This window comes from Candidatus Eisenbacteria bacterium, from assembly GCA_035712145.1.
GTDB lineage: Bacteria > Eisenbacteria > RBG-16-71-46 > RBG-16-71-46 > RBG-16-71-46 > DASTBI01.
Window position 1 is genome coordinate 1 of the sequence record DASTBI010000190.1, and the last position, 14287, is coordinate 14287.

The window sequence follows — 14287 nt, forward strand, 5'->3', positions numbered from 1 at the left end:
CGGACGAAATCGGAATGGTCGACGCACGGATCGAGACGGTGAATGACTACGAGGATCCACGCCCGATCCGCGAGTTCTTCACCCGCCTGGTCGATTCCGATCCGGAGACCGCCGAGCTGCTCCGGGCCTCCGGTCCCTCGCGGCTGGTCGTGGTGAAACCCAACTGGATCCAGGAGTCCCACGAAACCCGCCCGGACGTCTGGGAGCCCCTGATCACGAACCCTCGCGTGGTGATCGCGGTCGTCGAGTCGCTGGCGGAGACCATGGGGGGGCGTGGCGTGATCTGCGTTTGTGACGCGCCGCACACCTATTCCGATTTTGCGGCCATTGTGGCCCGCGGATCCCTGCTCGCCGGGATCGACCGCGTGCGCCGCCAGTGGCCCAGCCTCCAGGTGGAAGTTCTCGATCTGCGTCGCGAGGTCTGGATCCGGAAGGAACAGGTGGTGGTGGAGCGCCGGCCGAATCCCGAAGACCCGCGCGGGTACGTGCGGCTGAATCTGGGAAGGGACAGCCTGTTCCATGGTCATCGCGGCGAAGGACGCTACTACGGGGCGGACTACGACGCGCGCGTGGTCAACGAGCACCATCGGGGTGACGTCCACGAGTATCTCCTGGCCGGATCTCCGATGGTCTGCGACCTGTTCGTCAACCTGCCCAAGCTCAAGACGCACAAGAAGACCGGGCTCACCTGCTGCCTCAAGAACCTGGTGGGGATCAACGGCGACAAGAACTGGCTGCCCCATCACACCGAGCAGGCTCCGGCCCAGGGCGGCGACGAGTTCCCCGACTATCCGCTGGCGCGGCGGATGGAGACCGTCCTCAAGAAGGCGGGGCGCAACGTCGCGGTGTCGGTGCCGGTCATCGGTCCGTGGATGTATCGCAAGGCGCGCAAGGTCGGCCAGATGGCGCTGGGTGACAGCGAGACCGTGATCCGCAACGGGAACTGGCAGGGCAACGATACCTGCTGGCGCATGGCGCTCGATCTGAATCGCGCGTTGCTCTTCGGCAACCCCGACGGAACCTGGCGCGAACCGTCCGGTTCAGCCAAGCGATACCTGGCCATGGTGGATGGCATCGTGGGTGGACAGGGAAACGGTCCCTTGTGTCCCGATCCGGCGCCGTCGAAGGTGCTGTTTGGGGGGCGCAATCCCGCGACGATCGATGCCGTGGCCGCGCGGTTGATGGACTTCGATCCGGATTCGCTTCCCATCATCTCCGGCGCTTTCGCCTCGCATCGCTGGCCGATCGCCGATCGCTCCATGGATGAGATCGTGGTCGCCGATGGACGCCGCGACGGCCGCGAGATTCCACTGGCCGAAATCGAGCCCGCGATCCCTGGGGGCTTCGAGCCGCACTTCGGCTGGACCTCGCTGCGAAGGAGCGCCTGACGGGTGGATCGGGAGGCTCTTTACCTTCGGCTGCCCCCGGTGATGCAGAACTGGGTCACCACGCTCGAGGGCTGGCGCATTCGCCGCCGCCGGTATGCTCCGGAGTTCCACGAGCTCCTCACCGCCTATCGTGAGCGCAGCGCGTGGAGCGACGAGCGCATGCGCGAGTTTCGCGATCAAAGGCTGCGGGATGCCGTGGCGAACGCGGTCGCGACCATGTCGCACTACCGCGAGCTGTTTCGCCGCCTCGGTCTCGACCCGCGTGACATTCGCACGCTGGAGGACCTCCAGCGCTTACCGGTCCTGACCAGGCCCGAAGTCCAGGCGGCGGTGAACGGCTTCATCTCGCACGCCGTCCCCAAGAGCGACACCATGATGTGCCACACCAGCGGCTCCACCGGCACGGGACTCCACTTTCCGGCGACGACGCGCTCGAACCGAGAGCAGTGGGCGCTTTGGTGGCGCTGCTGGATGGATCACGGCCTGAGCCTCGGCACGCTCTGCCTCCAGGTCGCGGGCCGATCCGTGGTGCCGCTGCAGCAGCAGAAGCCGCCCTACTGGCGCTACAACCACGCCGGGCGCCAGATCCTGTTCAGCTCCTACCACCTCAACGACCAGACGGCGCCGGTCTATCTCGAGGAAATGAAGCGCTCGCGCGCCCCGTGGATGCACGGATACCCGTCGATGGTGTCGCTCCTGGCGCGCTACGCGCTCGAACGAGGCGTGAAGCTCGACCTTCGCTGGGTGACGCTGGGTGCCGAGAACGTGCTCCCCCATCAGGTCGAGGCGATTCGCGCGGCGTTCGGCGTGGAGCCTGTCCAGCATTACGGGATGGCCGAAGCCGCGGCCAACATCTCGCTCTGCCGCAGAGGCAATCTTCACGTCGACGAGGATTTCGCCGCCGTCGAGTTCGTTCCGCTGGAGGACGATCAGTTCAAGATCGTCGGAACCAACTTCTCGAACCCCGCCTTCGGACTGTTTCGCTACGAGGTGGGGGACATCGCGACCGTGAGCGGACGGTCGTGCGACTGCGGGCGTCCGGGGCGGATCGTCGATCGCATCGACGGCCGCAAGGAAGATTACGTGCTCACCCGGCGGGGCGCCCGCCTCGGGCGTCTCGACCACGTCTTCAAGGACCTCACCCGGGTCCGCGAGGCCCAGATCCGACAGGCGGAGCCGGGCAAGATGACCGTATGGATCGTGAAAGCCGACGGCTACGGTGAGCAGGACGAGCAGGCCCTGCGCCGTGAAGTGCTGAAGCGCGTCGGCGACGAAGTCGCTTTCGAAATCGAATACACCGACGCCATCCCCAGGACGTCACGGGGGAAACTCCGATTCGTCGTCTCGACGGTGGCGAACGGACAAATCGAGAAATCCATCCGCTAACGGACCGGCCCACAAGGCCTCATTCGGAGACCGCTCAACGTGCGAACGCTCAAGACCGCATTGGTGGGAAGTGGATACATCGCAGGGGTGAAGCACCTTCCGGCTCTCAAGAACCTGAAGGGGCGGTCGGAGACGGTGGCGATCGTCGACCTCAACGAAGCTCAGGCCAGGGACCTGGCGGGCAAGTTCGGCGTGCCCAAGGTCTACAAAGACGTCGGCGAGATGCTGCGCACCGAGAAGCCGGACGTGGTCGACATCTGCACGCCGCCGAAGACCCACACGCCGATCGCGCTCCAGTGCATCGAGGGCGGCGCCCATGTCCTGATCGAGAAGCCGATGTGCCAGACCGAGGCCGAGTGCGACACCGTGATGGCGGCGGCGGAGAAGGCGAAGCGCAAGATCTGCGTGGGACACTCGGATCTCTTCTACCCGAGCTTCAACAAGGGCCGCGAGCTGTTCGAGAAAGGCGAGATCGGCGCCTTCCGCGGCATGCGCATCCACCTCTCGACGCCGGTCGACTACATCACCTCGAAGCCCGATCACTGGGCCCATAAGCTGCCGGGCGGTGTCTTCGGCGAGAGCGGCCCTCACGTGGTCTACATGACGCTTGCGTACATCAGCCCGATTCGCGACGTTCAGATCGTCGGCCGCAAGATGCTGCCGGAATACCCGTGGTCGCCTTACGAGGACTACCGGCTGAATCTGATCGGCGATCAGGGCACGTGCACCATCAGCATGATCTACACCACCAAACAGTGGCAGGCCGAGGTGGCGGTGTGGGGCACCGAGGGCACGCTCCACATGGATCTCGAGACCCAGAAGCTCCTCAAGATCAAGCGCGAGGAGCTCAAGATGGTGCCGGTCGCGCTCGGCTCTCTGGGCGAGGTCGCGCAGACCCTGGGCAGCGGACTCGAGACCGGGATGGATCTCCTGACGGGCCGCTACACGCAGACCCACCAGGAGATGATGCGAGCGTTCTTCGACGCGATCGTCAACGACACGGACTCCCCGGTGCCGCCGAGTCAGGGCAAGGAGTCCATTCGTGTGATGAACATGATCACGGCGAAGCTCTGACCCTCACGCATCGCGGATTCGCGACAAGCTCGTCCCGGCGCGCGCCGCCGGGCGAGCCGCGTTCCGAGAGCCCATGATCCTGGGGATCGAGGCGGCGAACGTCCGGAGCGGCGGGGGCATCACCTATCTCAAGGAGCTGCTCGCCGCGCACGATCCCGCAGTGCACGGCTTCAGCCGGATCGTCGTCTGGTCGGGAAAGTACGTGCTCGACCAGCTCCCGGACGCGCCGTGGCTCGACAAGCGCAGCCACCCTTTCCTCGATCGCAATGTCGTCTTTCGACTGCTGTGGCAGCGCTTCCTCGCCGCCTCAGCGATCCAGAGGGCGGGGATCGACGTGCTGTTCGTGCCGGGCGGGCTCCACGACCTCCGTTTCCGCCCGCTCGTCACCATGTCGCACAACATGCTGCCGTTCGAGCCGAAGGAGAGCCGGCGCTACGGACTCCGGTACGACCGGCTGCGGCTGTGGCTGCTGGGACGCAAGCAGAAGAAGGTGTTCGCCGGCGCCGACGGCGTGATCTTCCTCACCCGCTACGCGCGTGACGTGATCACCCGGCAGCTCCCGCGCCCGCCGAAGAGCCACGCCGTGGTGCCGCACGGGATCACGGAAGCCTTTCGCCAGCCGGGGAAGCCGGCCGAGCCGATCACGGCCTATTCGGACGAGCGGCCGTTCCAGATCCTCTACGTGTCGATCATCGACCTCTACAAGCACCAGCGAAAGCTGGTGCACGCCGTCCTGCGGCTGCGTCGCGACGGCATGCCGGTGCGTCTCCGACTCGTCGGTCCGGACTATGCTCCCGAGCGTGCGGACCTGGATCGGTTGCTGCGCGCGGTCGATGCCCGCGGCGCCGCGGTGGACGTGGTGGGGCCGGTGCCGCATCGCGCCTTGCCCGATGTCTACCGGCAGGCCGATCTCTTCGCGTTCCCGTCCTCGTGCGAGAACCTGCCGAACATCCTGCTCGAGGCCATGGCCTCCACCCTGCCGATCGCCTGCTCGGATCGTGGCCCGATGCCCGAGGTGCTCGAGGACGGAGGCGTCTACCTCGATCCGGAGGACATCGAGTCCATGCGCCGGGCCCTGAAGGACCTCATCGAGAGGCCCGCGGAGCGCGATCGACTCGCGGCGAGAGCCGCGGAAATCTCCCGGAAGTACAGCTGGCGAGCCTGCGCGGACTCCACCTTCGGTTATCTGGCGTCGTTCGCGCGCCGCTCCTAGGAGCGTGACGCGAAGGCGGTCTCGCGCACGGCCGCCACGCCGTCACGATCGAGCACATCGCAGAATGCGGCGCACAGGGCCGCTTTCGACAACTCGCGGGTGATGATCGCGCGTGCCTTGAGGCCGCGCGAGACCAGCTCCTCGCGAGGCAGGGTCAGCAGCTTGCGGAAGAAAGCCGTCGCGCCTTCGACGTCTCCGTGACGGATCGCCCATCCGAAGGCGTCGCGATGCAGCAGGTCGCCGATGTGAGACTCCTCGGGACCGAGCAGCACGATCGGCCGCGCCACCGCCATCGCGCCGTACACCTTGCAGGGATGCACGACACCCACCACCTCGTCTCCCAGGCTCACGAGGTGGACGTCGGCCGCCGAGAGCGAGTAGCGCAGGGTCTCGAGCGGCTGGTAGGGAAGCGACCTCACGTTGGGCAACCGCGTCGCCTCGACTTCCTTCTTGCCCACCCCGCCGCCGATGAACATGAACACCAGGCGATCCTCGTCCTGTAGATGGGCGGCGGCTTTGAGAACCGTGGTGAGCGGCGTGCTGTGGCCGTGGTTGCCGCTGTACATCACCACCAGCTTGCCCTGGAGTCCATGCTGGGTGCGGAACGGGTTGCTTTCGTGCGCCACCGGCTCGAGATGATCCTCGTGAGGCCATGGCGGCAACACGGTGAGCTTGTCCCTGACGTCTCGCTTCTTGAGCACGCGCTTCGCCATGAAGCGATCCAGCACGATCACCTCGGTGGCGCGCCCGAGGATCCTCCGGTTCATCCAGTCGAAGAGCCGCACCCAGGGAGAAGTGGCGGGCAGCTTGCCGAGCTCCACCATCTGGTCGGGATTGAGATCCATCACCCAGTACTTGACCGGCGCCCGGCGCAGGATGCTCGCTCCGATCCCCGCCAGCGGGGCGATGGGAGGGACCGTGCTCACCAGCACCAGATCCACGCGCCCGACCAGGAGACTGCGAAGCACGGACTGGACCACGAAGGACAAGCCGGCCAGCATGCGGATGGCCGTGCTGCTCTTGCCGAACGAGCACCAGCGAAGGCGCACGACCTCCACGCCGTGGATCGTGTCGCGGCTCGGGTAGTGGACCGAAGGGTCGTCGTAGCCGTCGCGCGCGGTGACGACCACCACCCGCCAGCCGCGGCGCACCATCTCGGCGCACGCGTCGGCCAGATGCTGGCCGACACTGGTGGGATCGGGAACGTAGACCTGGGAGAGAACGAGCATGGTGCGCCGACGCTCGTTTCCCGGCGCTGCGGAGCTCACCGGACGGTCGACGGCCTCAATCTCCGTACTTGCTCGTGTACTCGTCGTAGATCCAGCGGTACGTCCGCTCCATGCCGTCGCGCAGGCGGATCGACGGCTCCCAGCCCAGCGCCTGCTGGATCATCGTGTTGTCGGAGTTGCGGCCGTTGACGCCCTTCGGAGCGTCGAGCTTGTAGTTGCGCTGCAGCTTGACGTCGGCGATCTCCTCGACCATGTCGACCAACTGATTGATCGTGACGAGCTCGCTGGAACCCAGATTGATGGGCTCCAGGATGTCGCTGCCGGTGATGGCGAGCACTCCCTTGATGCAGTCATCGATGTACATGAACGACCGGGTCTGATGACCGTCGCCCCAGATCTCGATGGCGTTCTTGCCGGTGACCTTGGCCTGAATGACCTTGCGGCAGATCGCCGCCGGCGCTTTCTCGCGGCCGCCTTCCCAGGTCCCGTGAGGGCCATAGACGTTGTGGAACCGCGCGACCCGCGTGGTGAGCCCGAAGTCCTCGCGGAAGTGCCGGCACATCCGCTCGGAGAAGAGCTTCTCCCAGCCGTAACCGTCTTCGGGCATCGCCGGGTAGGCATCCGATTCCTTGAGCGGCACGACGTCGGCCGAAACCTGCTTGTCGGCGTTGTAGACGCAGGCCGATGAGGAATAGAAGAACCGCTGCACGCCCGCGCCCTGCGCGGCCTGGAGCATGTGGGTGTTGGTGAGGACTGAGAGCATGCACAAGGCCTTGTTGTTCTCGATGAAACCCATGCCTCCCATGTCGGCGGCGAGCTGGTAGACCTCTTGCGCGTCCTTGGAGACGCGGTGGCACTGGTCGATGAGCTTGAGGTCCGCGATGACGTTGTCCGCATCGGGGAAGACCTGATACCACTCGTCGAGGGGCTTGATGTCGACCGCGCGGACCGGGCGCCCCTGGCGGCGGAACTCCGCCACGAGGTGACCGCCGATGAACCCGCCCGCACCCGCCACCAAAACGAGGCCGTCCTTCACGTCGAGGCTCCTTCGAGTTCCTCCGCCAGAGGCGGATGGGGACCGGCGGGCTGGACCCTGGCGCCCGCGAAATTCATGGATTACCTGGGGTGCGCGGATTCCCTACGGGCTCGAGCGGAGCCATCCCTTCCTGAAGCCCTCGCTCCTTCTGCCTCGTGGAGCATGGATCCAGGAGGCTCGGCAGGAGCGCCGCGAAAAACAGGGCGGAAGTCTACATCATCCGCGGCCCGAACGTCACCCGCGGCGCTCGGTTGACCGGGCACGGGGAAGCCCCTAGACTCTTTCGCTCGTTTCGCCGCGCTCACGACATCGGTGCACGTTCGATGCGAGCCGGTTCTCCGCAATCCCCTGAGGTTCCCACTGCAATCCATCACGGTCGTCGGAACCGGATACGTCGGCCTCGTGACGGGCGCATGTCTCGCCGACTTCGGGAACCGCGTGGTCTGCGTGGATTCCGACGCGTCCAAGGTGGAGCGGCTCGCGCGGTTGGACATCCCCTTCTTCGAGCCCGGGCTGCCCGAGATCGTGAGTCGCAACGTGCAGGAGGGCCGCCTTCGTTTCAGCCAGGACCTTCCGGCTGCGGTGAAGTCGTCCGAGGTGAGCTTCATCACGGTCGGCACGCCACCCCGCAAGGACGGAAGCGCGGACACCCGCGCGATCTTCGCCGTGGCCGAGGAGATCGCCCGTAATCTCAAGGGGTATGGGCTGGTGGTGCAGAAGAGCACCGCCCCCGTGGGGACGGCGCGGGCGGTGGCCAAGGCCATGAAGCGCCGGGCTCGTCGCGGCACCAGCTTCGACGTGGCGTCCAACCCGGAATTCCTGCGCGAGGGCTCGGCGATCGAGACCTTCATGCGTCCCGACCGGGTCGTGATCGGCGTCGAGTCCAAGAAGGCGGAGAACATCCTCCGCAAGATCCACAACCCCCTGTTCCTGCTCGAGACCCCGATGGTGGTGACCAACCTGGAGACCGCCGAGCTCATCAAGTACGCGGCGAATACCTTCCTCGCCACCAAGGTGTCCTTCATCAACGAGATGGCCAACCTCTGCGAGGAGCTGGGCGCGGACGTCCAGGTCGTCGCCAAGGCCATGGGCATGGACCGCCGGATCGGATCCAAGTTCCTTCATGCCGGCCCAGGCTACGGGGGGTCGTGCTTCCCCAAGGACACGCTGGCCCTCGCCTCCTTCGCCCGCGCCGCGGGGACCCGGGCCCGCATCGTGGAGGGGACCATCGAAGCCAACCACCACCAGATGCAGCGGATGGTGAGCAAGATCCTGGGCGTGGTCGGGGCTCCGCGCGGCAAGCGGGTCGGCATCTTGGGCCTCTCCTTCAAGCCCAACACCGACGATCTTCGCGAAGCTCCCGCGTTGACGATCATCGCGGGTCTGCGCCGGCGCGGCGTGCAGATCACGGCCTTCGATCCCGCCGCGATGCCGCATGCGAAGCGCCTCCTGCGCGGCGTGACGTTCGCGGACGACGTGTACCAGGTCGCGCGCGGCGCCGACGCGCTGGCCATCATCACCGAGTGGAACGAATTCCGCGGACTCGATCTTCCGCGACTCAAGAAGCTGATGCGCCGCCCCGTCCTCTGTGACCTGCGCAACATCTACAAGCCCGAAGACGTCGAGGCGGCCGGCCTGAAGTACATCGGGGTCGGACGGGGCCTGAGACGGGTGAAGCAGGATGGCTGAAGGTCCCGATCTCCATCGTGCGCGGGTGCTGGTCACCGGTGGGGCGGGGTTCATCGGCTCGAACTTCGTGCACCATCTCCTGGGCCGCTATCCGGAATGCCACGTGGTGGTGCTCGACGCCCTGACGTACGCGGGCCGGAGGGAGAACCTCGAAGGGATCCCTTCGGGGTCGCTGACCTTCATTCACGGCGACATCAGGGATCCTGACGCAGTCCGCCGGGCCATGAGCGACTGCGACGCGGTGATCAACTTCGCTGCCGAGTCGCACGTCGACCGGTCGATCGAGGCCCCGGGTGAGTTCATCCAGACCGACGTCTATGGAGTCTTCGTGCTGGCCGAGGAGGCCCGGCGCCAGAAGGCGCGCCGGTTCATCCAGGTGTCGACCGACGAAGTCTACGGCGAGGTCCTGGAGGGACAGGCGACCGAGGAGTGGCCGCTCAAGCCGCGCAGCCCGTATGCCGCGAGCAAGGCTGGCGGTGACCGGCTGGCCGACGCCTACTTCTGCACCTATGGGCTGCCGGTGATCGTGACGCGTTGCTCCAACAACTATGGGCCGCGGCAGTATCCGGAGAAGCTGGTGCCGTTGTTCGTCACCAATGCCATGGACCACGAGCCGCTCCCGGTCTATGGCACCGGACTCAATCGGCGGGATTGGCTACACGTCGAAGACCACTGCCGGGCGCTGCTCATGCTGCTCGAGGCCCCGAATGTCGAAGGCGAGACCTTCAATATCGGCGGGCAAGCCGAGCTCGACGTGCTGGCGGTCACCGAGGCGATCCTCAAGCTGCTGGACAGGCCCCGAACCCTGATTCGCCACATCGAGGATCGGCCGGGGCATGACCGGCGCTACGCGGTGGATTCGAGCAAGCTCACCCGAGTCACGGGCTGGACGCCCGAGATCGACTTCCAGGACGGGATCCAGGAGACCGTGGAGTGGTACAAGTCCAACGAAAGCTGGTGGAGACCGATCAAGGCCGGGGAGTTTCGAAGCTACTACGAGCGGATGTACGGGCAGCGAAAGACGTTGAAGGAGGTCCGCGCGTGATGGGCCGCGCCGTCCTGATCTTGCTGGCGCTCGCCGCCTGGGCATCGCTCGCCGCGGCGCAGTCGATGCCGCAAGGAACCACGGATGTCCCGGAGGTGGGTAGCCTGGGCCAGGAGGGCCCGCAACTACCGACCACCATCATCCGCCCCGTCGAAGATCCGACCAAAGCCCCGCTGCCGGCCCTGTCGGGTCCGGTGGACCCGAAGGTCTATCGAGTGGGTCCCGGCGATCTTCTCCAGATCCAGATCTGGGGGCGCACGTCCCGAAACTGGTCCGTCACGGTTGGACCCGAGGGTTACATCCTCGTTCCCGGAGCGGGGAGCATGGCCGTCAGCGGCCGCACCCTCGCCGAGGTCCGGAACGACGTCGTGAAGAAGCTGAGCCAGAACTACCGCGGTGTCGGAATCGATCTTCGGCTGGCACGTCCTCGCGTCTTCCAGGTTTACGTCACGGGACAGGTGAGGTCACCAGGGCCGCTCCAGGCGATGGGCTCGCATCGTGTGGCCGACGTCCTCCAGGACGGAGCCTTCCTGGACGACGCCTCACGGCGACGAATCGAGGTGGTCCACGCCGACGGTACTCGTGAGAACGCTGACCTCGTCGTCTTCACACGCACCGGGAACAGTGAAGCGAATCCGGAGCTGAGAGACGGCGACGTGATCAACGTGCCCGTCGCGAGCGAGTGGATCTCCGCGCAGGGAGCGTTGGGGCGGCCGGGCAGGTACGAGCTGGGCCTCGCCGACAGCCTGCTCACCCTGTTCCACCTCGCCGGAGAACCGATTCCATCCGCGGTGATCGACAAGGTTCTCTTCATCCGATGGCAGGATCCGACCCGCGCGGAGTCGTTGTGGGTCCGCCTCGACGATGTGTACGACCGGCGCATGAATCCGGCGCTTCGGGACGGTGATCGACTCTACGTCTATTACATCCCTCAGTATCACCTCCAGCACGAGGTGGTCATCCAGGGAGAGGTTTCCCGCCCAGGCACGTATCCGATCGCGGAAGGCAAGCATCGGCTGACCGATCTGGTCCGAGCCGCCGAGGGCTTCCTTCCGACGGCGGATCTCACGTCGATCCGTGTCCATCGTAGGAATTCGAGCACCGGTGAAAAGGACCCGGAGCTCGACCGGCTCCTCCAGCTCCCGCGATCGGAGCTCACCGACTCCGAGTACGACAAGCTGAGCACCAAGTTGGCGGGAATGCGCGAGGACTATCGGGTCGACTGGACCCGGCTCAATGCCAACTCCGATCAGCAGGATCTCCTGCTCCGAGACGGCGATATCGTCCGTGTCGAGCGCCTGGTCTCGTCGATCCGTATCGACGGCGAGGTGAAGAGGCCGGGCATCCTGAGCTTTCGCCCAGGGCTCAAGGTCAATGATTACGTGAAGCAGGCGGGAGGACTGACCGATAGGGCTTGGGGCGGGAACATCCGGGTCACGCGGGCGGTGACAGGTCAAACCCTTCCTGCGCGGAACGTTCAGGTCCTAGACCCCGGGGATTTCGTATGGGTCCCGGAAAAGCCCGACAGGGGCTTCTGGGATTATGCGACCCCGATTCTGGTCGCCCTGGCCCAGGTCGCCACGGTGGTGATTGCGGTCGATAGCCTTAACGAGTAGATCCGCCGTGCTGGAATGGTTTCTGCGACAGAGAAGTGTAAATCCCCTTAAGGGATTGAACGATTGTCCCTTTAGGCCACAAAATGGGTGAAATCACACATACGAGCACCCAGTTCTAGACAAAACCTTGACTTTGCAGGGCTTAGTCATCTAGACTCCTGATCCCTTGATGGAGCGTGACCGCCTGCCACGAGCTTGTGTAGGCCAGACATCTTGCTCCACATCCTGTCCGAGGAGTCCCCGTATCTCCCAGCTTGAAGAGGTCAGCTCATGAGAGTGCTCGTCACGGGTGGCGCCGGCTTTATTGGTTCGCATGTCTCGGAAGCGCTTCTTGAACGCGGCGACGAAGTCTGGGCACTGGATGATCTTTCCACCGGTCGAATCGAGAACCTGAAGACCTTCGAGCGGAACTCCCGCTTCCGCTTTCTCGAGGAAGACGTCACCAACTCGGCCTTGGTTGCGGGTTTGGTGGCTCAGTGTGACCGGGTCTACCATCTTGCGGCCGCTGTTGGCGTCAAGTACGTGCTCGAGAACCCTCTTCGCTCACTGATCACGAACATCCGTGGGTCGGAGGTCGTCCTTGAAGCCTGTGCTGCCCATCAGCGCCGGGTCATCCTGTTCTCCAGCAGCGAAGTGTATGGCAAAGGCATTTCGGTTCCGTTCTCCGAGGATGACGATCGCGTGCTGGGACCGACCCATAAGCTTCGATGGTCCTACGCGTGTGGCAAGGCCGTCGACGAATGCCTGGCCCAGGCCTACTGGCAGCAGCAGCAGCTTCCGGTGACCGTCGTCCGATGTTTCAACACCTGCGGGCCCCGTCAGACCGGGGCTTACGGCATGGTCATCCCCAACATGGTGATGCGTGCTCTGCGCGGGGAGCCGATCCTGGTATACGGGGACGGGCAGCAATCCCGATGCTTCTCCGCCGTTCACGACGTCGTTCGCGGCGTCATGATGCTCGCCGATAGCCCGAAGACCATCGGCGAGATTTTCAATATCGGCACGGATGAAGAGATCACGGTCCTCGGGCTCGCCGAGCGCATCCGGCAGCTGTGCGGCAGCGATTCCCCGATCGAATTTGTCGAGTACGAGCAAATCTACGGCCGGTCGTTCGAAGACATGCGCCGTCGGGTTCCCGACCTCCGCAAGATCCACCGCGTGGTGGGTTACAGGCCAGGGATCAGCCTCGACTGCCTGCTCGAGATGACCATCCGGGATATGTGCGAGCGCCTGGGAAGGCCGGTGCCTTCGGGAATGGCCACCGCCTAAACATGCATTTCCGGGTGAACCCGGACGACATCTAATCCCCCATGGCTCTCCTCGCGGCCTTTGCCCTGGCCCTCGTCCTGTCTTTGCTGCTCACGCCGCTGGGAGTGCGTCTGGCTTGGGTCTCGGGTTATCTCGACCATCCCGAGGCGCGCAAGCTCCACACCTCGGCGACCGCCCTGCTGGGCGGCACCGTCGTGTTCGTGTCGGCGCTGCTGTCGTGGCTGATATCGCTCGGCGGCACGTCGACACCGGCTCGGGACGTTCTGTGCGTTCTCGGCGGGGCCGCGGTCATTCTCGTGGTCGGGCTCTGGGACGATCGTTTCGGGCTCGGGGTTCAGATCAAGCTCCTCGGTCAGTTCAGCGCTTCGGCGCTCCTGCTGGCGTCCGGGCTCGTCCCCGACCTGGGACTGGGGCCGGTGCTGAACGTCTCCCTCACGCTGTTGGCGCTGGTCGCTCTCATGAACGCGGTCAACTTCCTGGACAACATGAACGGAATGGTCGCCGGCTACGCGGCCATCGCGCTGGTGGGGTTCGCCTGGGGATCCATCCTGAGAGGCGCGTTCGGCGTGGCGACCGCCCAGCTCGCCCTCGCGGGCGCCTGCGCGGGCTTCCTCCGATACAACTTCCCCCAGGCGCGAATCTTTCTGGGGGACGCAGGGAGTTTGTTTCTGGGCTATAGTCTCGGCGCTTCGGCCGTGATGGCCTACGTCGGAATCCCCAGTGGCTGGGGACTCGCAGCGCCTTTCCTGGCGCTCGCGTACCCGATGTTCGACATCATCTTCGTGGTGGTCAACCGCCTGCGCGAAGGCCGACCGATCTCCCAGGGCGGGAAAGACCACAGCAACCACCGACTCGCGAGAATCATTCAATGTCAGAAGCGAACCGTGATCCTGACCTGGCTCGTTGGGGCCGCCCTCTCCGCAAGCGCGCTCGTGGTCCAAAGCCTCAACTCGGCCCTTCCGACGCTCCTGCTGTCGGGCCTGTGGGCGATGTTCTTCCTGATGGCGGGGCTGCGACTATCATCCGTGGAACACCGGAGCCCCTGACCGCCGCACCGGCACCGGCACCGGCGCCCAGCCGAGACCCCGACGAATCCGACTTGTTCCTCCGCGACCTCGTGGTGCACATGGCGCGAGGGATCGTCGACCATCCCGACGACGTGAGCGTCGAGATCCTGCGCGCCGGCGAGGAGCCGGAGTTCGAGCTGCACGTCAACCCGGACGACCTCGGACACGTCATCGGCAAGCAGGGACGCACCGCTCGCTCGCTTCGCCTCACCTTGGGAGCCGCGGCCGCACGGCGCGGGCGGGACGCAGGGCTGGAAATCGCTGACTGAAAGCGG

Annotated in this window: 12 protein-coding genes; 10 read left to right on the forward strand and 2 right to left on the reverse strand. The window is 65.4% G+C overall.

Features of this window, described 5'->3' with window-relative positions; translation table 11 throughout:
- The 4 genes from VFQ05_13355 to VFQ05_13370 form a co-directional block, all read left to right on the forward strand.
- On the forward strand, positions 1-1388 hold a 1388-nt coding region (locus tag VFQ05_13355; GenBank protein HET9327747.1), incomplete at its 5' end, for a DUF362 domain-containing protein.
- 39 nt (positions 1389-1427) lie between these two features.
- A complete protein-coding gene (locus VFQ05_13360) occupies positions 1428-2774 on the forward strand; it encodes a hypothetical protein (protein ID HET9327748.1) in 1347 nt (448 codons plus the stop codon).
- A gap of 39 nt (positions 2775-2813) precedes the next feature.
- Entirely contained in the window at positions 2814-3848 is a 1035-nt protein-coding gene (locus VFQ05_13365) for a Gfo/Idh/MocA family oxidoreductase (GenBank protein ID HET9327749.1), read from the forward strand.
- 73 nt (positions 3849-3921) lie between these two features.
- Positions 3922-5061 carry a glycosyltransferase family 1 protein gene (locus VFQ05_13370; GenBank protein HET9327750.1) on the forward strand — a complete coding sequence of 380 codons (1140 nt, stop codon included), beginning with the start codon at positions 3922-3924 and terminating at the stop codon, positions 5059-5061.
- On the opposite strand, the gene VFQ05_13375 is transcribed toward VFQ05_13370, so the two are convergent.
- Together VFQ05_13375 and VFQ05_13380 are read right to left on the reverse strand one after the other, a co-directional pair.
- Positions 5058-6290 carry a glycosyltransferase family 4 protein gene (locus VFQ05_13375; GenBank protein ID HET9327751.1) on the reverse strand — a complete coding sequence of 411 codons (1233 nt, stop codon included), beginning with the start codon at positions 6288-6290 and terminating at the stop codon, positions 5058-5060. The two genes, VFQ05_13370 and VFQ05_13375, sit on opposite strands and share 4 nt — an antisense overlap.
- A 55-nt stretch (positions 6291-6345) precedes the next feature.
- Positions 6346-7326, reverse strand: a complete 981-nt coding sequence (locus tag VFQ05_13380; GenBank protein ID HET9327752.1) for an NAD-dependent epimerase/dehydratase family protein — start codon at positions 7324-7326, stop codon at positions 6346-6348.
- 312 nt (positions 7327-7638) lie between these two features.
- Between VFQ05_13380 and VFQ05_13385 the strand changes: the two genes are divergently transcribed.
- The 6 genes from VFQ05_13385 to VFQ05_13410 all read left to right on the forward strand — a co-directional run bounded on the left by VFQ05_13385 (position 7639) and on the right by VFQ05_13410 (position 14281).
- Positions 7639-9015 (forward strand): UDP-glucose/GDP-mannose dehydrogenase family protein, encoded by a 1377-nt coding sequence (locus VFQ05_13385; protein ID HET9327753.1) that lies wholly within the window; start codon positions 7639-7641, stop codon positions 9013-9015.
- Positions 9008-10060: a dTDP-glucose 4,6-dehydratase gene (rfbB, locus tag VFQ05_13390; GenBank protein ID HET9327754.1), complete on the forward strand. Its 1053-nt coding sequence runs from the start codon at positions 9008-9010 to the stop codon at positions 10058-10060. Before VFQ05_13385 ends, rfbB begins: the two co-directional genes overlap by 8 nt.
- The gene (locus tag VFQ05_13395; protein HET9327755.1) at positions 10060-11676 is read left to right on the forward strand and encodes an SLBB domain-containing protein; all 1617 of its coding nucleotides are present in this window, start codon (positions 10060-10062) and stop codon (positions 11674-11676) included. The genes rfbB and VFQ05_13395 overlap by 1 nt, the downstream gene beginning before the upstream one ends.
- Before the next feature lie 270 nt (positions 11677-11946).
- A complete protein-coding gene (locus VFQ05_13400; GenBank protein ID HET9327756.1) occupies positions 11947-12945 on the forward strand; it encodes a GDP-mannose 4,6-dehydratase in 999 nt (332 codons plus the stop codon).
- Between the two features lie 41 nt (positions 12946-12986).
- Positions 12987-13991 carry an MraY family glycosyltransferase gene (locus tag VFQ05_13405; GenBank protein HET9327757.1) on the forward strand — a complete coding sequence of 335 codons (1005 nt, stop codon included), beginning with the start codon at positions 12987-12989 and terminating at the stop codon, positions 13989-13991.
- Between the two features lie 53 nt (positions 13992-14044).
- Entirely contained in the window at positions 14045-14281 is a 237-nt protein-coding gene (locus VFQ05_13410) for a KH domain-containing protein (protein HET9327758.1), read from the forward strand.
- Positions 14282-14287: the final 6 nt, after the last annotated feature.

Bases quoted from the DNA above. Each gene is read 5' to 3' on its own strand.
- VFQ05_13395 (HET9327755.1), top strand. From the start codon at position 10,060: ATGGGCCGCGCCGTCCTGATCTTGCTGGCGCTCGCCGCCTGGGCATCG.
- rfbB (HET9327754.1), top strand. From the start codon at position 9,008: ATGGCTGAAGGTCCCGATCTCCATCGTGCGCGGGTGCTGGTCACCGGT.
- VFQ05_13400 (HET9327756.1), top strand. From the start codon at position 11,947: ATGAGAGTGCTCGTCACGGGTGGCGCCGGCTTTATTGGTTCGCATGTC.
- VFQ05_13405 (HET9327757.1), top strand. From the start codon at position 12,987: ATGGCTCTCCTCGCGGCCTTTGCCCTGGCCCTCGTCCTGTCTTTGCTG.
- VFQ05_13375 (HET9327751.1), bottom strand. From the start codon at position 6,290: ATGCTCGTTCTCTCCCAGGTCTACGTTCCCGATCCCACCAGTGTCGGC.
- VFQ05_13370 (HET9327750.1), top strand. From the start codon at position 3,922: ATGATCCTGGGGATCGAGGCGGCGAACGTCCGGAGCGGCGGGGGCATC.